Here is a 21320-nt window from a genome sequence, read left to right on the forward strand (position 1 = left end):
GGCAGTCCAGAAGGCCATCACCTTCTTCCGGCCTGAAATCAGCGGACGTCAGGCACTACGGGAGAAGGATCGTGTCCAGGCGTATCACGCCCTCCACCTCCATTGACAACCTCAAGCGGGAAGCGAAGCGTTGGTTGCAGGCGCTTCGTGTCGGTGACGCTGGCGCCGGCGCCCGGTTCGCCCGCGCCGTCACTCCGGTCCCGCCCGCCCCCGGGCTCCGCCAGGTGCAGCACGCACTTGCGCGGGAATTCGGCGTCGCCGGTTGGAGCGACCTCATCGCTGCGGTGGCGGCCGCCCGCGCAGAGCCGGTTCGCATCGACGCGGCGGCGCTCACCCGGTTCCTTCGAGCCGCCGCTGACGGCGACGTCGACGCGGTAACCCTCGCGCTCGGCGCGCATCCAGCAATGGTCAGTGCACGTGGAATGCTGCGCGGTCACATCGGGCTTCGCTCGGCGCTGCACTTTGCCGTTGGTGGGTCGCATGTCGACGTCGTGAGGCTGTTGCTCGAGCGCGGAGCTGATCCCGACGTGCGCGACGAGGGCGACAACGCGTTACCGCTTCATTTCGCGGCGGAGAGGGAAGAGCTGCCGATCATCCGGCTCCTGGTGGAGCACGGATCCGACATGATCGGAGCCGGCGACGACCACGACCTCGAGGTGATCGGGTGGGCGACGGTCTTCGGATCGGCGCGGCCGGAGGTGGTGGAATACCTCCTGGCGCACGGTGCGCGGCACAACATCTTCTCGGCGATCGTCACCGGAAATCTCGCCGCGATCGAGACGATCGCGCGTGCGGACGGGGCACAGCTCGATCGCACGATGGACCGGACCAACCGCCGTCGCCGGCCACTCCACCTGGCGGTGGTGAAGCGGCAGCTCGGCGCGCTCGATCTGCTCCTCCGACTTGGCGCACCGGTCGATCGCCGCGACGCCGCGGGACTGACGCCGCTCGACCAGGCCGCGCTTGACGGCCAGCGCGACATGGTCGATCACCTCATCGCCGCGGGCGCGCGCATCGAACTTCCTGCCGCCGTGGCGCTCGATCGTCCCGATGAAGTCCGGCGCCTGCATCGCGACGATCCGGATGTGCTGCACCCCGGGCACCGCCTCGGCACCTTGATCGTGCGGGCAGCGGAACGCGGCTCTGCGCGCGTGATCGATGCGCTCATCGCCGGTGGTGCCGACGTCAACGCCGAAGACGACGAGAGCACGTCTGTCGACGGAACGTTCGGGTATACCGCGCTTCATGCCGCAGCGTTTGCGGGAAACATTGCGGCAACGAAGGCGCTTCTCGCGCACGGCGCCCGGGTCGCGGCGCGGGACACTGTCTATGCCGCGACACCGGTCGGGTGGGCGGCGTACGGCAAGCACGACGATGTGGTGAAACTACTCATCGAATCGCCCATCGACATCTTCGATGCGATCGATCAGCATCGCCACGATCGCATTCGAGAGCTGGTCGTGGGCGATCGATCGGTGCTCGAACGTCCAATGCATGCGTATCTTCGCGTGCCGCCGCGGGAAGACTGGTGGTTCAAGGGCGAATGGACGCCGCTCGCCTATGCCGCGGCGCTCGGTCACGACGACGCGATCGCGGTGCTCGAGGAGCTGGGGGCTGCAGTGCCGGCGGAAGTCGTCTCGCGCTTCCTCGAACTCGCCTGTCCCGACCATCACATCCGCAGCGCCTCCGATCACCTGCGAGTGCGGTCGGCGGCAATGCGGCTCCTCGCCGATCATCCCGACTTGAAGCGGGCGACTTTCGCGACGGCGATCGTCTGCGGGAACCTCGCCGATGTGCAGCGGCGGCTCGCCGCAGAACCGCAACTGGCGAATGCGCCGATTCGCCACTCGGTGACGCGGTCGGCGCCGGGCAATGTTGGCGATACCGAACGAAATCTCCCCGCCAAGGAATGGGCATCGCTGCTCTATCTCTCGTTCGCGCGGCTGCCGCTCCAGGAGTCAGCAGAGAACGCCATCGCGATCGCGCAACTCCTTCTCGATCGCGGTGCCGATCCGAACGCGTACTTCATGGCCGGCGATTCGCGCTACACGCCGCTGGTTGGTGTCATCGGCGAAGGCGAGGAGGACCGTCCGGCGCACCCGCGACGCGACGAACTGAGCCGGCTCCTCCTGGCGAACGGCGCGAACCAATACGATCAGCAGGTGGGATACAACATCGGGTTCAAGGGAAAGGTCCTCTGGTTCCTGCAGCTCGCGTACGCTCGCGCCATGAAACTCGGCCTCGGCCGGGATTGGGAAGATCCCGCCTGGATGATGTTGAACATGGGGAACTACGGATCGGGTGCGCGATGGTACCTCGGCATTGCCGTTGCGAATGATGATGTCGAATTGGCGCGATGGTGTCTCGAACACGGTGCCGATGCGAACGCCGAACCTCCGCTGGCGAAGATGCATCCCAAGGCGTCGCTGTACGAACTGGCGGTTCGCGGCGGGCGCGATGCGATCGCCGACCTGCTGATTGCTCATGGCGCCGCGCATGTGCCGATCGCGTTGACCAACGCACAACAACTCCTTGGCGCGGCACTACGCCACGAATCAACGGCCGCGCGAGCGCTGGTGGCTCGGCATCCCGATCTTCGAACCGATGCGTTCGCGATCGGCGAGGCGGTGAAGCGAAAGGACGTCGATGCGGTGCGGACGCTGATCGATGCCGGTGTCTCAGTCGAGGCGGTTGACCGGGAAGGCGAACGACCGCTTCACGTCGCGGCGTGGAGCAATGCGGTTGACGTCGCCCGCCTGCTCGTCGCGAGGGGAGCCGAGGTCGACTCCATCCGCGGCAACTATCACAACACGGCGCTCGGTGCGGCGCAACACTTCCGCCTGGAATCGATGATCAACTATCTGAGTGGCGTCAGCCGTGACATCTGGGAACTGGTGTACCTCGGCAAGATCGAGCGCGTTCGAGAGCTGATTGCCGAGAACCCCGATCTCGCTCAGTGCCGCTCGGCCACACAGACTCCGCTGATGTGGCTGCCAGTCGACGACGAAGCATGCGCCGTCGATCTGGCGACGCTCCTCATGGCAAACGGCGCCGATCCGCGCATCGTGAACCACGACGGCCGCACCGCCGCCGACATCGCCGAGCGCAATGGCATGACACGGCTCGGCAAGCTCCTGCGCGCTGGCCCGGCTCATGGTACGGCGGCGACCGCACCAGGCGCTGAGCAGCCGCGCTGACATCTATCTGCCGTTGCGTTTAGAATAGATACATCACGCACGATCGGACCCTGCATGGCCAGGCCACTTTCCCTGGGTCAGAAACTGCCGCTCGTTGTCGCCGGCCTGATGCTCCTTGTGGGCGCCGGCATTTCCGTGGGCTCGTATCTGCAGGTTCGCGAGACCGCCGTCAATGCGGCGCGGCAGCATATCGGTGACCTGGTCCGGCTGGTGGGATCGGGGCAGCGAACCGGCCCGCAGTTGGTGTCAGCGGCACGTGCAGCGGCGCGGCGCGACCCGCTCAAGACATACCTCGGCAAGCCGAGCGCCGCGGCACGCGATGCTGCCGTGGCCGCACTTGCCGGTCGCGCTGGACAGGTGCTTGCCACGCAGATCATTGGCGCCGACGGCACCGTGCTGCTGAGCACTGACACGGCCTTCGACGACGTCCCATCCGATTTTCCGCCCGCCATTCCGCCGCGGGATTCCGGCGCGGTCGGCCGTCTGCGGCTGGTGCACGATTCACTCGTTTACCCGGTCACCGGCACGATCGACGATCATCCCGGCGTGATGATCGTCCAGTGGCGCCGCGGCTTGAATGCGGGCGAATCAAGTCCGAAAGCTCGCAAGGCGATCGGCGCCACGATGCTCCTTGGCAATCGTGACGGATCGTACTGGACCGATTTTGCGAAGGTTGTTCCTGGCCCCGCGCTCGAACCCCGCAGTTCGCAGCTCCCGGTCGAATACACGCGCGACTCATCCCAGGGCCCGGTGCTCGCCGGGTTTGTGCCACTCGACGGAACACCGTGGCTCTTCTCGGTGGAGACACCGATGAATGCGGTGTTGCAGCCGGCCGAGGCCTTTCTTCGTCGCGTGCTCCTGGTCACGCTGCTCTGCGTGCTGCTCGGCGGCATCGCGTCGTGGCTCTACACGCGCCGCTTGACCACGCCGTTGCGCCAACTCACCGACGCAGCCGACGCACTGGCGGCCGGTGGCCGCGCGCAGTCGATCCCCACCGGCCGCAACGACGAGCTCGGAAGTCTGGCGACATCGTTCGACCTGATGGGGCACCAGATTCATGAGGCGCGGCAACGCCTCGAGGAGAAGGTCGCCGAACGGACCGGAGAGTTGAACAGCGCGCTCGACCAGCTGCAGGCGGCGCAGGAAGCGCTGGTGCGTCGCGAAAAGCTTGCGATGCTCGGCCAGCTCGCCGGCGGCGTCGGTCACGAGCTCCGGAATCCGCTCGGGGTCATGAGCAATGCGATCTACTATCTCGAGATGGTGCTCGAATCGCCACCCGATGATGTCCGTGATTATCTGCAGCTGCTCCGCGAGCAGATCGCGTTGTCCACGCGGATTGTCGGCGATCTCCTCGACTTCGCCCGCGCGACACCGGCGCGCCGCCGGCCAACGGCGATCGGCGACATCGTGATGGCGCAGCTGCAGCGGCTCCCGCCGGCGCCGCGCGTCCGGATCGATGTGCGTCTCGACGGCGACGTCCCGATGGTTGAGGTCGATCCGATCCACATCGGCCAGGTCGTCGGCAATCTGGTCACCAACGCGGTCCAGGCGATGGGCGAATCGGGTGGTCGCATCATCATCACGGCCGAAGGGATCGGTGCCGACGATGTGAAGCTTCAGGTGACCGATTCCGGCCCCGGTGTGCCGCCCGAACTCCTCGATCAGATCTTCGAGCCGCTCTTCACGACCAAGGCGCGCGGCATCGGGCTCGGTCTCGCGGTCTCCCGTGCCCTGATGCAGGCCAACGGCGGCGACATCACCGTCGCCAACGACGGGACGCGCGGTGCGACCTTTACCATCACCATGCCGGCTGCTGCGCGGGTCACCACCTGATGCGCCGCATCCTGGTCGTCGATGACGATCCTGCGATGGTGCGGACGCTGTGCGATATCCTGAAATTGCGCGGATGGGAATCGCGGGGCGTCCATTCGGGATCCGAAGCGGTGGCCGTCGCCTGTGCCGATCGCTATCCGGTCGTCCTGATGGACATCATGATGCCGGGGATGGACGGTGTGGCGGCGCTCAGAGCGATGAAGCAGTGCGACCCGTCGCTCCAGGTCGTCCTGATGACGGCGCACACCGCGGCTGACCGGCTCGCGGAAGCGGAGCGCGAGGGGGCCGCCGGAGTGATGACGAAGCCGATCGACTTTCCGTCGCTGCTCGCGATGCTCAACTAGAGGCCGCGGATGCCCCTCCTCTATTTCGACGACCTCCATCTCGGCCAGCAGTTCGTCTCGGGTGCGCACACGATGACGGAGACGGAGATCATCCGCTTTGCCGGCGAATACGATCCGCAACCATTTCATACCGACGCGGATGCCGCCCGGCACTCGCTCTTCCGGGGACTGGTTGCGAGCGGGTGGCATACCGGCGCGGTCACGATGCGACTGCTCGTCACCGGTCCGATGCAACTGGCCGGCGGCGTGATCGGTGTGGGTGGCGAGCTCTCGTGGCCCAATCCAGTACGCCCCGGCGATACCCTGCGCGTCTACAGCGAGGTCGCGTCGATGCGCCCGTCGAAGTCCCGCCCGGAACTCGGCCTGGTTGCGGTGCGCAGCGAGACGCGGAATCAGGATGGCGTGATCGTCCAGATCCTGGTCGCCAATCTCTTTGTGCCGAAGCGGCCGGCGAACTGAACGCTGCAGCGTCAGGCACAATCGCGTTGAAGCAGTGCTGTTGTCGACTCACCACATTCAATCGATGCCGGAGTCCCCGATGAAGTCGAGTGGCTCGCTCGTCATTCTCGCAATCACATCGCTCGCCTCGGCAGCTCTCGCCGCCCCTGCGTCCGCGCAGAACACGCTCGATGCATCGACGCAGACAGCGATCGATTCGGCCGCGCACGACGTCCTGACGCGCACTGGCGCGCCGAGTGCCTCGATCGCAGTGGTTCGGAACGGAGAGATCGTCTTCGCGCAGGCGTACGGCTCGGCGCGGCTTGAACCGGCGCTCGCGGCAAGTCCGACGATGCGATACAGCATCGGGTCGGTCAGCAAGCAATTCACCGCGACCGCGATCCTCCTCCTTGCCGAGCGGGGAAAGTTGTCGCTCGACGACAAGGTCGGCCGCTGGCTACCCGATCTGACGCGCGCCAACGAGGTGACCGTGCGACAGGTCCTCTCGATGACCTCGGGCTACGAGGATTTCTGGCCGCAGGACTATGTCATGCCCCCGATGCTGAAGCCCACGACCGCGCGCGCGATCGCGGATGGGTGGGCAAGGAAGCCACTCGACTTTGACCCGGGGACACGGTGGCAGTACAGCAACACCAACTACGTCCTCGCCGGAATGATCATCGAGAAGATCACCGGTACATCACTGGTGGATTTTCTCCGCAAGGAAGTCTTCACGCCGCTGCACATGGAGTCCGTCGTCATCACCGACGACGCCGGTCTCGGTCCCGCTGATCCGGATCGGTATCTGCGTTATGCGCTGGGGCCGGTGCGCCCGGCGCCGAAGGAAGGGCGGGGATGGATGTTCGCTGCCGGTGAATTGGCGATGACCGCGAGCGACCTCGCACGCTGGGACATGTCGGTGATCAACCAGGCCATTCTCAAGCCCGCGTCGTATCGCGCCCAGCAGACCACGGTCCTTCTCGCCAACGGAACGAGCACCGGCTACGGTCTCGGCGTGGATGTTGGCCTGGCGAACGGGCACCGACTCATCTCCCACAGCGGCGAAGTCTCCGGTTTCACTGCCGAAAACAATATCTACCCCGATGATCGCGCGGCGATCGTGGTCCTCACCAACCTCGATGCAACCGGCGCGTCAGGACAGATTGCGAATCGGATCGCCGACGTCCTCTTCACCGCCGTTGATCGTGACGCCGAGCGGGCGACGGCGCAGGCGCGGCGAATCTTCGATGGTCTGCAGCACGGAACGATCGACCGATCGCTCTTCACCGACAACGCCAATGCCTATTTCAGCACGCAGGCCGTGGCAGATTTCGAGTCGAGTCTCGGGCCGCTCGGTGCGCCGACGACCTTCTCCCCCGGGGGGCAATCGCTTCGCGGCGGGATGACGTATCGGTCGTTCCGGATTCGCGCGGGAAATCGGAACATGGTGGTTTCGACATTCACCATGCCCGACGGCAAGCTGGAGCAGTATCAGATCGCGGGACAGTAGCGGGGGCAGCGCGACTGAACGATCCGGTCACGCCGCAGTCGCGGGACGCGAACTCGTTCGCGGGACCGGTCGCCGCACCTGGTCGAGTGCACTGGTCTGCAGCTGTTCGACCAGCCGCGCCATGTCGGACTCGGTCACGATGCCGACGAGGTAGCCGTCGTCCACCACCGGGAGGCATCCCACGCGCCTGGCGCGCATCAGCGCCGCGGCTTCCTGCACCGGCGCGTCGGGGGCGATCGAAATCACATCCCGCTTCATGATTCGCTCGACGTCCGACATCGCGAGATGCTGGCGCCGTTCGGCCGCCGCGACCGTGAACGCCAGGGTCGAGACGGCGGCGCTCATCAGATCACGATGACTCACGATGCCGACGATCTGCCCATCGTTTCCCACCACCGGGACATGCCGGATATGATGCCACTGCATGACCTCCTCCACCAGGAGGAGCTGCTTGTCGGCGCGGATGGTCACGACAGGGGTAGTCATCAGGTCATAGACGCGCACGGGCACTCCAGATCAGTTTCAGGGGACACCGAACGATCCGGCGATTATCGGTTGGGTTGAACGGAGTATGACCGCGCCGATGCGGATCGTCTCGGGGTGCAACTCTTTTTCGACGATGCGCGTCAGACTTGTTCATGAACCGCCGCTCGACGCGCATCGTGACCGCACTGCCAGCATTTCTTGCCGTCATCGCTGTTCCGGTCCGGTGCGTCGGCCAGAGAGCGCAGACCGCGGCGGTCGGGGTGGTCACCGCTGGAACGTCGGGCTCTCCGGTTCGCGAAGTCCGGGCGATCCGGGCCGAGACGGCACCGGTGATCGACGGTCGCGCCGACGATGCAGTGTGGCAACGTGCACCGGAGATCACCGGCTTTCGCGTGTTTCGGCCGGTGGAGAACGGTGATCCGCACTTTCGGACAATGGCGAAGGTCGCCTACGACGCGCACTACCTCTACGTCTTCGTGCGCGCCTTCGACGCGCACCCCGACAGTATCGTCGGCCTGATGGCTCGGCGCGATGCGATGACTCCATCGGATCTGATCACCGTCTACATCGATTCGTATCACGACCGCCGGTCCGGGTACGAGTTCGACGTCAATCCGGCCGGCGTCAAGACGGATGCGGCGATCTATCAGGACGGGAATGAAGACATGGCGTGGGACGGCATCTGGGATGTCGCCACCCGGGTCGATTCACTGGGGTGGACGGCGGAGTTCCGGTTCCGGCTGTCGCAGCTCCGTCACGCGGCCAAAGCGGAGACACAGTTCGGGTTCACCCTCGCGAGGACGGTCGAGCGGACCGGCGAACAATCGAGTTGGCCATTGTACCGCGTCTCGGCACCGGGACTCGCGTCGCAATTCGGCGAGCTCGCAGGGCTCGACTCCCTGGCGTCGCCGCGGCGCATCGAACTGGCGCCGTACTTCGTGACCCGCAACGTCACGCAGGCGACGACCGGTGGACCCGGGAGGAGCCAGCAGCTTTCAGGAGGCGCTGACTTCAAGGTCGCGGTCGCCTCCAACCTCACCATGACCGGCACCATCAATCCGGATTTCGGTCAGGTCGAGGCCGATCCCTCGGTCCTCAATCTCTCGGCGTTTGAAACGTTCTTTCCCGAGCAGCGTCCCTTCTTCGTCGAAGGCAACGGGCTGTTTCAGTTCAACGTCAATTGCAGTCAGGTGAACTGCAACAACGAGAATCTGTTCTACTCGCGGCGTATCGGCCGCGCGCCGCAGTTGTCATCTCTGTACGGCGATACCACGTCCCCCACGGCGACCACGATTCTCGGCGCCGGCAAGCTCACTGGCCAGCTGGCGAGCGGATTGTCGATCGGTGCCATCGACGCCGTGACGCAACGCGAGGCCGGAGCCGGAAACGCCACGATCGAGCCGGCGACCAATTATGCGGTGCTTCGCGCCACCCAGGACCTGGACGGCGGCGCCAGCGGCTTCGGGTTCATGTTCACCGGCGTGAATCGAACCCTTGATCACTGGTCGAGCGCTGACCTGCACAGCGATGCGTACGTCGGCGCCCTCGATTTCCGGCATCAGTTCGCCGGGCGCCGTTTCCAGCTCACCGGTTCGCTCGATCTCTCCCGCGTCGACGGCAGTCGCTCGGCGATCGCCCAGACGCAGCTCGATCCGGTCCATTTCTATCAGCGACCCGGCGGTCCGCTGACATTCGATTCCACGCGGACGTCGATGACCGGTGATGCCGAAGAGATCAAGCTCGCCAAGATCGCCGGTACGCACACCGACTTCGAAACGAGCTACCTCCGCCGCTCGCCGGGGTTCGAGATCAACGACCTCGGCTTCCTCCTGCAGGCCGATCAACAGAGCTGGAACAACTGGTTCGGCATTTTCGTCAACAGACCGAACGCGGTGTTCAACCGGCTGCAATGGAACCTCAATTGGTGGCAGTGGTGGTCGGCCGCGGGATTGCCGACGGAGCGCGCCGCCAACACCAACGTGCACATCCAGTTCATCAATCACTGGTGGTTGCGCACCGGCGGGACCCTTGGCCAGCTCGGCGCCACCTGGTGCGACCGGTGTGCACGCGGTGGGCCGGCGATCCGGCAGGATCCCTACGTCGCACCGTGGTGGACGATCCAGGGCGACGACCGGCACCGGATCATCCCGTCGATCAACGGCAATTACTTCCGGGGAGACGCGGGCCGGAACAGCACCCTGAACATCAGCCCGCAAGTCACGGTGAATGCATCCACTCGACTCTCGGCGTCGCTGGGTGCGTCGATCGCCAGGAACATTAGCGACAACCAGTGGTACAACAACGTGACCGATTCGGCCGGAACGGTGCACTACACCTTTGCGCACCTCGACCAGCGCACGGTGTCGCTGACGGCCAATCTGAGTTATGCCGTCAGCACGGTCCTTTCAATTCAGTGGTATCTCGCGCCGTTTGTGAGCCGCGGCACGTACTCCAACGTCCGGGAACTGGCGAATCCTGCCGCGGCGGCGTATGACGCGCGCTACCGCCCGTACGGCGATACAACCGTGACCAACAATCCCGGTGGCGTCGATTCCCGGCAGTTCAACTCGAACTTCGTGGTTCGGTGGGAGTACCGGCCAGGATCGACGATTTTCCTCGTCTGGACGCAGGGGAGGAACGCCTTCGACCCGGTGGCCAATCCGCGGGGACTCTCCGGCGACTTCGACAACCTCCTCCATCTCCCTCCCGATAACACCTTTCTCGTCAAGGTCTCCTACTGGCTCAATCGTTGAGCCCCGGCGCCGCCCGGTTACTTTCTCGGAATGCCGCCGCGTACGGTCGGGATCCTCACCGCAGGTGGTCTGGCGCCCTGCCTGTCGTCGGCGATTGGCGCGCTGATCCAGCGCTACACCGTCGCCGCCCCCGGCGCGGGAATCACCTGCTATGTCAACGGTTACCAAGGGCTGCTCACCGGCAAGCGGATCGACGTGACCCCTGCGGTGCGCGCCGCGGCCAATCGCCTCCACCATTTCGGCGGCTCGCCGATCGGCAACAGTCGCGTCAAGTTGACCAACATCGAGGATTGTCTTCGCCGCGGGTTGATCAAGGAGGGCGATGACCCGCAGGACGTCGCCGCGGCGCAGCTGATGCGTGACCAGGTCGACATCCTTCACACCATCGGCGGCGACGATACCAACACCGCCGCCGCGACGCTGGCATCCTTCCTCGCCGACCGCGGCCATCGTCTCACGGTCGTCGGCCTTCCCAAGACCGTCGACAACGATGTCTATCCGGTGCGACAAAGCCTCGGCGCGGCGACCGCCGCAGAGCAGGGGGCTCGATTCTTCGCCAATGTCGTGGCCGAGCAGAGCGCCAATCCGCGGATGCTGATCGTCCACGAAGTGATGGGCCGGGATTGTGGCTGGCTGACAGCCGCGACCGCGCGCGCGTATCGCCGGCAGCTGGCTGATCGCGAGTTTCTCCCGGAACTCGGATTGTCCCGGCAGAAATACGACATTCACGGCGTCTATCTCCCCGAAATGGCGATCGATTTCGCCGCGGAGTCGAGCCGCCTTCGCGCCGTGATGGACCGCCATGATTGCGTCAACCTCTTCATCGCAGAAGGTGCGGGAGTCGGGAGCATCGTCCGGGAGCTCGAGTCGGCCGGCGACACGGTGCCGCGCGATGCGTTCGGCCACGTCAAGCTCGATGCCATCAATCCCGGCGCATGGTTCGCCAAGCACTTCGCGGCGAGGCTCGGCGCCGAGAAGACCCTGGTGCAGAAGAGCGGGTACTTCGCGCGCGCGGCCGCGCCGAACACCGAGGATCTCGAGCTGATCCGCCGCACCGCTGACCGTGCGGTCGAGTGCGCCCTCGGCGGTGTCTCCGGCGTCGTCGGCGAAGACGAGGATCGCGGCGGCGCACTCCGCGCCATCGAGTTTGAGCGGATTCGCGGGGGCAAGCCGTTCGATCTCCGCACCGGATGGTGGCGCGAGCTCCTCGACGCCGTCGGGCAACCTCCGGCACACGCAGCCGCCAGCATTCCCGCTTGAACGATTCCCGTCCGACATGGCGGAGCCGATGCATCCCCGGGATCGCCGGGGCAATCACGCTCCTCTGGCTGTCGGTGTCGCACACCGGTGATTTCCACGTCTACTGGCTGGCTGGTCGCGCGCTCCGCAGCGGCTGGGCCGCGGTGTACCAGATCAGCGGCCTCACGCCGTTCAAGTACCATCCGGCTTTTGCACTGGTGTTCGCGCCGTTCGGATGGTTGTCGGAGCCGGCAGCCCGCATCGTCTGGGCCGCGCTCAACGCCGCGATGGTGGTCGACGCGCAACGACGATGGCGTGCACGCTGGACTCTCGATGATGTGGCGATCGGTCTCGGATACATCTGCGTGGGGCACGCGTTGTTCTGGCAGTATCAGTTCGGCAACGTCACCTTCGCGATGCTGTGGCTCTGGACCGTGGCGCTCACCTCGCCACGACGCTGGGTCGAGGCCGGGTGCTACGCTATCCTCATCGCCCTCAAGCCGTTCTGGATCGCATTGATCGTTCCGTGGATCCTGTTGCGGCGGTGGCAGTTGCTCGGGCGCGTCGTGGCGGCGCTCATTGCCATTTCCGCGGTACCGGTAATCCTCGGACCTGCTTCCCTCGTGACCGCGTATCGGCGATGGATCGAGACCTTTGCCGATCCGCTGCATGCCCACAACTATCCCAAGAACGACAATCAGTCATGGTTCGGATTTCTCTACCGCCACCGTGAGCTGGTGCATGATCACGTCACGTTGTGGTGGATCATCGGATGCACGCTGGCAGGAGTCCTCTGGCTCGCCTTCTGGCGACGGCTCTGGCGTGCTCCGCTTGCGCGGCGCGACTGGTGGATCGTCGAAGCGTCGTTGATCCCGTTCATCCTCTGGACCTCGCCGCTCAGCTGGATCCACCATCAGATCCTCCTGTGGCCACTGCTCGCGCTGGCGTGGAAGCTCGGCCGGCACGAACCGGCCGCACGCGCCGTCTTTGTTCTGTCGCTGATCGTATTGACGGTCCTGAGTCAGAGCATCATCGGGCGACCGGCGACGCTTGTCGTCCTGACGTGGGGGATTCCGCTGATGGCATTTCCGCTGCTGACCTGGTGGGGCGGGGCGCGTGTCGCACCCGGCGGGTCATTTCTTCAGGATCAGGAGCAGCGGATCGCGTAGTTGAAACCAGATGAACTGCGGCAGCGTTTCGGTCGCCACCCATTGGTGGGTGATACTGGCATCGATCGGCCCGCGACTCTTCGAGGTGTCATTGCTGCCGCGGATGCCGAACGCGTTCGCGGCAAATTTCGCGAACTTGCGCTTGAGACTCCCCACCATGCTCGAGTCGGTGCGCGCGACGCCCGGCAGGTCGACGTGCAGATCGTGCCAGCGTGGCACCAACTTGCCGACCGCGCGGCCCTGCTGCACCGTGGCATTCCACTCCGCTCCGGCGAACGTCCCGCTGGTAAACCGCATGCCGACCGAGTTGGCGAGAAACGAATTCATCGCGCGGGGATCCATCGCGCCAAGCGACCCGTGCCATTCCATCGCGAAGTCGGGCGCCAGGAGCGGGACGTCCCATTCCGCCTGCAGTCGTCCCGCCCCCATCAGGTTCGCCTCTGCGTTCAACCGGAATGGCGTGCGCGCCGTCATCCGGGCCGGCTCGGTGCTGAAGTTGTAGCCGTGAATGACCGCCTTGGAGAAGGCGAGCACGCCGGCCCGCGGTGCGCCGATGCCGATTTCACGGTAGGTGATCTCGCCGTCGCCGATGGTCGTATCAATCGACACGTCGACGCGGGAGTCGCGGAGCACCTGCTGAGGCGACCGGCGGACGATATCGGGCGCGGGATCCTCCGGCTTGTTGCGGTCCTTGAGGACGTCGACAATGGCGCCATGAATCTCGAGGCGTCGAGCCCGAAGCGCGCCACGCTGCAGGTAGGCCGGCAGGTCGATCCCCGTCGCCACCGCGTGTGCAAAGGTGACGCTCAAGCGGGACTTCTGGTACCGCATCCGGCGCTCGAACGCCGAGTCATCCCCTTCCGGTGCTGCATGAACGGCATCGACGCTGATCGTTGCGGAGCGGGCATTGACCAGAATTTCCGATGCGGAAAGCTTCACCTGCGATTCACGACGCTCGAATCCGTCGACGCGAAGGGTGACGTCGCCGATCGGATAGGCCGTGCTCCACGCCGAATCAGTCGATCCGAACGCAAGATGGCCGACGGTCAGCCGCCTGGCCGTGGTGACGATGCTGTCGGGGCGATGCTGCGGCGACACGATCACGGCGACGGATGTCGCGACCAGGGAGTCGAGACGGACGTTGCTACCCGCGGCTCGCAGCGTTTCTTCGAGCGTCGTCGGTGCCACCGCCCGCAGCAATCGCGTCGGTTCATGCTGCGGTGACACCATCCGAAGTCCGACGGTGTCGATCCGGAGGAGTCCAACGGCCACGTTTCCCGACAGCAGAAATGGCCGCCACGCAACCCCCGACAGGCGCACGCGCTGGGCTCGGAGGGTGGCGAACCCGAGTGAATCGGCGCGCGTCCCGGCCTCCGGGGCATACGTCAGCGAATCGAGCCGGCAGGTTCCGTCGTTGAGCGATGCCGAAAAGTGGCGCAGCGCCAGATGCGCCCCGCTCGGCGTGGTACCGCTGAAGCGGTCGAGCCGGACGTAGACGTTGCGTGAGAAAAGCGGCTGGCGCTTGGCGACCGGCTCATGCGGGTCGATCCGGACGGCATCAAGCTCGGCCGCGAGCGAATCGACCGAAAGGGTGGCGTGCTTCCCGCCCGGTTTCGCCATGTCGAACGTGACGTGGACATGGGGAAAGGTCAGTGCGTCAAGCGAAATCGACGGTAGCGAGGCCGGGAGATCAACCTTCCCCTGAAACTTGAGGAAGTTGGTCGAGGTATCCTGGCTCTCGGATATCGTCGTCGACGGGATTGTCTCGATCGCAAGCGTCATCGTGTCGCATCCACCGCGGACGGCATGCAGGCCGCGCGCCGCGGTCAGCTGGTCGAGGTCGATCCCGCTGATCAGGCAGCGACGGAAGTCGAGGGTCAGCCTCGGATGCGGTGATCGCAGCCGTCCATTCACGACGGTATCCGTCGTGACCGTGATGGTGTCGATGGCGATCGTGTGACTCGACTCATCGAAACGGATCGTGCTCATCGCGAGGTGATACGCGCTGTCGCTCGACGTGAGGACGTGCGCTTCAACCCAGTTCCGGATCACCGGATCGGCGACCTGAACTGCGGCGCGGCCCAGGTGCCAGCGGTTCATCCAGACCGCCGCCGCCGCGAGGATAAGACCTCCTGCGGCGACGCCCGCGAAGATCGGTCGTCGTCTTTGCATCGCCCGTGGAATTGCCCGCTCCCGAGTAGTCCTGAATAGTTGACGCTTGCCGGTCAAAGAAGAGTACCGCTTCGCTGACGCAGATGACTGTGGCGGCTGCCCCTCGTTCCCGATCGGATTGCCTCCTCCCGCCGGTGGTCCTGCGCGGTCGATGATGAGCTAAAGCTTTATTTGGTATGATGTTATGCAATCAGCGCCGGGTTTTCGATCGTGGGCCCGCCGCTTGCGTTTCCGGGTGGCGGGTATCGGAATCGTGGTACCGGCATCGAAAATTCGTCGATCGGAGCGTCAGGCTTGCGTCATCTTAGCGCGTCGGTAGCAGCAACATCGGATGGACTCACAACGGGAATTGGCGAGCTGGTTGCGGCCGCCAATCAGACCGTCCGCGAATTACTCGCGGCGTGCCCGCCGGGTGATCCGATCGGCAACCGACTCGCCCGCGTTGAGCAGACGATGCACCGCCTGGCGATGCTGACCGGCCAGTTGCACACGTCCGGGCGGCCCGTGACCCCACGCGCCACACCGCTGGACCTCAATTCCGTCGTGAGCGGCCTGTCGCCGTCATTGCAGCGCCTCCTTGGTCCGTTCATCTCACTGGAGTGCGTGCTGCATCCAGGCGGGGTATGGGCCGCGGCCGATCGCGGTCAGATCGAGCAGCTGGTGCTCGGGCTGGTCATCAATGCACGCGAGGCCCTGCCACTCGGCGGCACCGTCCATGTCGTGGCCGACTCGCTGACGCTCGACCGGCCGCGCCGCTTCCGGATCGGCTCACTCGAGCCCGGGAACTGGTCCGTCCTTGAGGTGCGCGACAACGGATCGGGCATTGACGAGCGGTCGATCGAGCATCTCTTCCAGGCGCCGCCACGAAATCTCCCGTTCGATTCGAGCCTGTCGCTCTCGACCGTCGCGGCGATCGTGCGCGACTGCGGCGGCAAGATGGTGCTTCAGGCTGACCGCACGGCCGGAAGCGCGCTTGCTGCGTGCTTTCCCGCCGTCCGCCCGTCGCGCACCCGGCAGCCTGCCACCGGGACCGCCAGCGCCGTGCTGATCGTGGACGACGATGAGTGGGCACGAATGAGCGGGGCACGCATCCTCCGGCGCGCCGGCTTCGGCGTCCTCGAAGCAGAGCACGTCGATGCCGCCACCGAACTGCTGCACGACGTGGCAGGGTCCTGCGTCCGCGTGGTCCTGGTTGACGCACATCTCGCGCAACACGGCCCCGTTCCCTTTGCCGAAATCCTCCGGAGCGAGCGCCCCGAAATCGAGCTCCTCGCCACCGGAGACGGTGGGTTCTCGCGAAGCGGTGAGACTGTCGTCGCAAAGCCGTTCGTCGCCGATATCCTCGTCAAGGCCGTCTCGGCGCTCCTCGAGTCGCAGCCCTGAACGCCGCCCCACCTTGCGACCGGCGGCGGCGGCGCCAATATTGGCGCCCGCGATGCTGTACCGCGAAGCGCGTCAACGCCGTCCGAGAGAGCCACGATGAAAGCCAATGACATCCGCAAGGGGACCGTGATCTATTACGAGGGGAAGCCGCACCTCGTCATGGATTTCACCCACCGTACCCCGGGGAACCTCCGGGCCTTCGTGCAGGTCCGGCTCCGCAACCTGAACACCGGCATGTCGCTCGACCATCGGTTCAGCGCGACCGAACTGGTCGAGGAGGCCCGCCTCGATACCAGGACGATGCAGGTCCTCTACGCGGACGGCAACGGGGTCCACGTCATGGACGCCGATACCTATGAGCAGTACACCCTCGATCCGGACGTGGTCGGCGAGGATGCCGCGTGGATGGTTGCAGAAATGCAATTCGACGCGACCTGGCTCGAGGGGCGGCCGATCTCGTTCCAGTTGCCGGCCTCGCTCGAACTGGAAGTTGTCGAGACGTCACCGGTCATGAAGACCGCGACCAAGACGGCGAGCTCGAAACCGGCCAAGCTCAGCAACGGGGTCACCATCCAGGTGCCGGAGTTCGTTGCGCAGGGTGAGCGCGTCCGGGTCAACCCGCGTGAGCGTGTCTATCTCGAACGCGTGAAGTAACTGATTCCGGACCGACCGGAATGCAGAGAGGCGGGAGCGACTTCGCTCCCGCCTCTCTGCGTGTTTCGATCATCGCTCGATCAGCAGGACATCACTCTCCGCCGCCGCCGCGATTGCCACCGCGACCGCCGCCAGCGCCTCCGGGGCCGCCGCCAGGACCACCGCGCCCACCGCCGAAGAGGTTGTTCTGCACGTTGGTCACCGAATCCGGGAGCAGCGCCCACTGGACGTCGGTCAGGATCGCGTGCGCCTGATCACGCGTCTTGATCTGCTGCTGAAAGAGCGCGAACTGGAACGGTCCCAGCTTCTGCTGTAGCGGTTGCAGGTCCGCCGCCGAGCCGATCTTGGCAATCTTCTCGACGTCCGGCCGGATACTGTCGACCTGGACCTGCAACTTCGCGTTGCTCGAATCAACCAGTGCCTGCAGCTTGGCGACCTGATCCTTGCTCAGGACCAGCGAGTCCTTCCGCGCCAGGATCTGCGTCGCGACGTTCTGCCGGCGATACCGTGCCATCGCCGAATCGAGCGCACCGAGACCGCTGCTGGCGCCGCCGAGCGAACGGCTCAGCTGCTGGATCTGCTGGGTGCGCGGATCGTATCCGATCGCGTACCGCAGCGCGACCTGCAGCTGGAACGGGCTGCGGCGCGCCGTCGCGGCCGAGCTGGTGTTGCCGAACCGCTCGTTCACCGCATAGACGAACTGCTCGGTCGTCGGGTCAAAGCCCTTGACCTGCAACAGGTGGTTGTCCGGCGACGCATTCCCGCCCCATCCCTTGATGTTGTCGGGCCCGTTGATCCACTCGTCGAGGCCGCCGAGCAGGTTCTGCGTTGAGAGTGACACCGCGAGGCGGCGATCGAACATCGCGGGGCGCCAGTTCATCTGGAACGCCAGCGTCGGCTGCCACGGCCCGTAGCAGGTGTTGCGGCCGGCGATCTGGCCAATCTGCGCCTCGAGACACTTCCGCGCGTTCCCCGAAGTCTCCTTGAGGAGGCGGTTCATGCCATTCGAGATTGCGGTGTCGGTCGTTGTCGCAGGGTCGAAGATGAACGCGCGATCGTTGTTGCCCGACCCATCTCCATTGATATCACCTGAGACGACCGGGGTGTACGGCCGCCCCGAGACCATCCCCATGTTCGAGGTGAGCTCGAACGCCGGAGTAATCGGCCACGAGATCTGCGCCTGGAAGTTGTGCCGCCGATCGCTGCTCGAGGTCCCCCATTCGTAGTCGTTCGGATCGCCGGCGGTCTGGTTGCCGCCGCCGAACCCGCCGCCGAAGCCGCCACCCGAGCCCCCCTGGTCGCGGGCGGACATCAGCGTATAGCTGAAGCTCAGGTTGATCTGCTTGCTGGTCGTTCCCGAGACATTGAACGTCACCTGCTTGGTGCTGTTCTGGAGCGCGCTGAAGACATCGTTTACCTGACCGAAGTTGATGTCCTTGCGCGACGCCGCCAGCGGAATCGCGCCGGTCGATGTCACGATCTGCGCGGGGTCCGCATACACCGGACGATTGTTTTCGCTGCCGATGCTGAAGATCGGCTGGTCGTTGAGGTTGAGGTCCTTCGAGGCCGCCTGGCCCACGCCGCGCACATAGGATGCGTCGACATTGAACGAGACACGCGGCGTGATCCGGCGGGTGAAGCCGAGTGAGGCACGCTTGGTCTTCGAGGCGCCATAGTTGGGGTCGTACACGGTGACGATCGGAATGCCGTTGATCACCGGCGTCGAGCTGTCGTCGAGGCATTGATCAGGGATGGTGCTCGGATCATTGATGTAGTCCGACCAGTCCGGCGTCGGGACGGCCTCGCCGGTGCAATAGAGCTGGGTCTGGGCGTTGATCAGCCCCGACTGACCCTGCGCCGTCTGCGGCAGGCCCGATGGCATTGTCCCGCGGAAGACACCCACGCCGCCGCGTATCGTCCAGAGCGGCGGAGCGAAGCCGCGTTGCGCCGAGCCCTGCTGCTCCGGCGCCGGAATCGCGTAGCTGAATCCGATCCGCGGCGAGAGGTAGGTCTCGGTCGGCAGCACGTGCGTATCGACGTGGAATTCGTTGAGCACGTCCTCGTTGGTCGCCGGTGCGCCAGCGTACGAAGAATGCTCGAGGCGCAGGCCGTAGTTGAGCTGGAGATTGCCGGCGCCGCCGCCACCAAACCCGCCGCCGCCGCCACCACCGCGACCGCCACGACCGCCGCCACCACCGAAGCCGCCGCGTCCGCCGCCATTCGGCGTTCCCTCACCGGCAGCCGTTGCCGCCGCCGTGCTGTTGCGTTTGCTGAGCGGAATGCGCCAGGCATCGCTGAGGTAGATCGCCTCGTTGAAGATCTGCCCCGAGCGGATCGTCGGCTGGAGCGTCCGGGTGAACGTCGAGGGGTCGTTGTTCTCGAAGTCCCCCAGCGTGGCGTAGGTGAACGTCCCGTTGCGATTGTTGGTCACGTCGCTGGTGATGTCGGAAGTATTGCCGTACAAGCCGAGTGCCCAGCGGTGTGCGCCCGCGGGCGAGAGGAGCGACAACTCGTCGGTGACTTCAACCCCGTTCGTCGTGCTGCTGGTCGGGAATCCGGTATTGCCGCCGAACCCGAGGGTCGTGAAGGTGAGCTGCCCGGAGTCGACCGTGCTGAAGCTGGTGACGCGTCCGGCGGGCGCGAACAGGTAGGGGCTCGAGTTGTTGCTGCTGTACGAGTACCCGCCATTCAGCGAGTTGATCAGACCACTGTTGAAGCGCGACGAGACGCGAACCGCAGCGGTGGCACTCTTGTTCGACGAGGTTCCACCGACCTGCGGCAGCGACGTCGAATTGATGCGCTGCGGTTCGTTCGAGCTCCAGTTGGCACTTCCGGTGAACGAGATCACATGGGTCTGGCCGGCGTTCCAGTCGAAACGGAAGATGCCGTTGAAGCGGTCGTTCGAGGCGTTGGGCGAAATCGTCCCCGCCTTGGCGGTGAGGCCCGTCGCCGAGACGGCGTTGATGAACGTGGCCACCGAGTCCGGTGACACGCCGAGTCGAGAGAGCGTCGCATCGTCGGCGACATTGAGCGAAGCCACCGGCGACGCCGAGTGATTGTACTGGAACGAGCCGAACAAGGACGTCACGTTCCGCTTCAGCGGACCACCGAACCCTGCGCCAAATGATTGCGTTGCCTGCCCCGCCTGAAACTGGTTGCCGCTGACACCACCCCATGCAAGCGTGTTGTTGATCGAGTAACTGCTCAGCGAGCCCGTGACCCGGTTGCCGCCACTCTTCGTCGTCACCGACACCATGCCGCCCGAGAAATTGCCGCGCGATACGTCGTAGGTGTTGGTAATCACGCGCGTGCTCCGCACGGCGTCTTGTGGCAGGTTGGTGCTGGTCGTCGTGAGGCCGTTCACCACATAGGTATTCGATGCTGCGCTCTGGCCGGCAACCGAGAAGCTCGCCGCCGTCGAATCGGTGGCCCCGGTGAGAATGACGCCGGGAGCAAGCGCCGCGAGCGCCGACAGGTCGGACGCGTCGATCGGAAGACGCATCGCCTGGTCGCCGTTGATCGTGTGGACCGCCTCGCCCGCCGTGGCTCGGCTCTCGGCCTGGTCGAGGTTCGGGCGGCGTCCGCTCGTGGCCACCAGATCGGAGATCCGCTGCGCCTGGTCACCCATCTTCACGTTCAGGACGATGCGGTCGTCGTCCGGCTGGCGCATCACGTTGTAGATCTGCGGCGCCTTGCCGATTGCCTTGACCGAGATCCGGTACTGGCTCTGTCCGCCGCCGGCATCGATGAGGATCCGGAATTGCCCCTTGTCGTTCGTATGCGTCGAGCGAGTCACCTCGGTCTCGATGCTGAACGCCTCGACCGAGGCACCCGGCACCGGCTTCCCGCTGGCGTCGGTCACCGTGCCAACGATGATGTCGACGTCACTTTGCGCGTGGGCCGGTCTGACCGCCACGAACATCAGCGCTGCGAGGAGTGCGAAGGCGCTCGCGAGGCGAGCGGAGCAACGAACCAGCATGTCATTGGTCCCGGTATCGGGGTCGATGGCACGATTCTCGGCCGAAGCGCCTAGTCGCACCTGGGCTTAGTTACGCTGGGTTGAGGCCAAAAGTTGAGGGATTAAACGGACCGGCGGACTGTCAAGGAACTTGACAATCCGCCGGAGCACGGCCTGGCGCTAT

Annotated in this window: 13 protein-coding genes; 10 read left to right on the plus strand and 3 right to left on the minus strand. The window is 65.3% G+C overall.

Annotated elements, in window-relative coordinates:
- The first annotated feature begins 71 nt into the window (after positions 1 to 71).
- The 5 genes from VGM20_10145 (at position 72) to VGM20_10165 (ending at position 7322) form a co-directional block, all read left to right on the plus strand.
- Positions 72 to 3197 (plus strand): ankyrin repeat domain-containing protein, encoded by a 3126-nt coding sequence (locus VGM20_10145; GenBank protein HEY4101226.1) that lies wholly within the window; start codon positions 72 to 74, stop codon positions 3195 to 3197.
- 54 nt (positions 3198 to 3251) lie between these two features.
- Complete coding sequence (locus VGM20_10150) at positions 3252 to 5030, plus strand: ATP-binding protein (GenBank protein ID HEY4101227.1); 1779 nt, start codon at positions 3252 to 3254, stop codon at positions 5028 to 5030.
- Complete coding sequence (locus tag VGM20_10155) at positions 5030 to 5374, plus strand: response regulator (GenBank protein HEY4101228.1); 345 nt, start codon at positions 5030 to 5032, stop codon at positions 5372 to 5374. Before VGM20_10150 ends, VGM20_10155 begins: the two co-directional genes overlap by 1 nt.
- A gap of 9 nt (positions 5375 to 5383) precedes the next feature.
- The gene (locus tag VGM20_10160; GenBank protein ID HEY4101229.1) at positions 5384 to 5833 is read left to right on the plus strand and encodes a MaoC family dehydratase; all 450 of its coding nucleotides are present in this window, start codon (positions 5384 to 5386) and stop codon (positions 5831 to 5833) included.
- Positions 5834 to 5897: 64 nt separating this feature from the next.
- Positions 5898 to 7322: a serine hydrolase domain-containing protein gene (locus VGM20_10165; protein HEY4101230.1), complete on the plus strand. Its 1425-nt coding sequence runs from the start codon at positions 5898 to 5900 to the stop codon at positions 7320 to 7322.
- Positions 7323 to 7349: 27 nt separating this feature from the next.
- Here VGM20_10165 and VGM20_10170 read toward each other — a convergent pair whose 3' ends face one another.
- A complete protein-coding gene (locus VGM20_10170; protein ID HEY4101231.1) occupies positions 7350 to 7808 on the minus strand; it encodes a CBS domain-containing protein in 459 nt (152 codons plus the stop codon).
- A gap of 152 nt (positions 7809 to 7960) precedes the next feature.
- Here VGM20_10170 and VGM20_10175 point away from each other — a divergent pair, with 152 nt between their 5' ends.
- Genes VGM20_10175 through VGM20_10185 form a run of 3 tightly spaced genes read left to right on the plus strand, consistent with a single transcriptional unit; the run spans position 7961 to position 12969 of the window.
- Complete coding sequence (locus tag VGM20_10175; GenBank protein HEY4101232.1) at positions 7961 to 10561, plus strand: DUF5916 domain-containing protein; 2601 nt, start codon at positions 7961 to 7963, stop codon at positions 10559 to 10561.
- A gap of 30 nt (positions 10562 to 10591) precedes the next feature.
- Positions 10592 to 11821 carry a pyrophosphate--fructose-6-phosphate 1-phosphotransferase gene (locus VGM20_10180; protein ID HEY4101233.1) on the plus strand — a complete coding sequence of 410 codons (1230 nt, stop codon included), beginning with the start codon at positions 10592 to 10594 and terminating at the stop codon, positions 11819 to 11821.
- Positions 11818 to 12969, plus strand: a complete 1152-nt coding sequence (locus VGM20_10185; protein ID HEY4101234.1) for a glycosyltransferase family 87 protein — start codon at positions 11818 to 11820, stop codon at positions 12967 to 12969. The genes VGM20_10180 and VGM20_10185 overlap by 4 nt, the downstream gene beginning before the upstream one ends.
- On the opposite strand, the gene VGM20_10190 is transcribed toward VGM20_10185, so the two are convergent.
- Complete coding sequence (locus VGM20_10190) at positions 12934 to 15069, minus strand: hypothetical protein (GenBank protein HEY4101235.1); 2136 nt, start codon at positions 15067 to 15069, stop codon at positions 12934 to 12936. The genes VGM20_10185 and VGM20_10190 overlap by 36 nt on opposite strands.
- A gap of 366 nt (positions 15070 to 15435) precedes the next feature.
- Here VGM20_10190 and VGM20_10195 point away from each other — a divergent pair, with 366 nt between their 5' ends.
- Together VGM20_10195 and efp are read left to right on the plus strand one after the other, a co-directional pair.
- Entirely contained in the window at positions 15436 to 16524 is a 1089-nt protein-coding gene (locus VGM20_10195; GenBank protein HEY4101236.1) for an ATP-binding protein, read from the plus strand.
- Positions 16525 to 16620: 96 nt separating this feature from the next.
- Positions 16621 to 17178, plus strand: coding sequence for an elongation factor P (efp, locus tag VGM20_10200; protein ID HEY4101237.1), 558 nt, complete (start codon positions 16621 to 16623; stop codon positions 17176 to 17178).
- A gap of 91 nt (positions 17179 to 17269) precedes the next feature.
- On the opposite strand, the gene VGM20_10205 is transcribed toward efp, so the two are convergent.
- On the minus strand, positions 17270 to 21217 hold the full coding sequence (locus VGM20_10205; protein ID HEY4101238.1) for a carboxypeptidase regulatory-like domain-containing protein: 3948 nt from the start codon (positions 21215 to 21217) through the stop codon (positions 17270 to 17272).
- Positions 21218 to 21320 lie beyond the last annotated feature (103 nt).

This window comes from Gemmatimonadales bacterium (genome assembly GCA_036500345.1).
Lineage (GTDB): Bacteria > Gemmatimonadota > Gemmatimonadetes > Gemmatimonadales > GWC2-71-9 > Palsa-1233.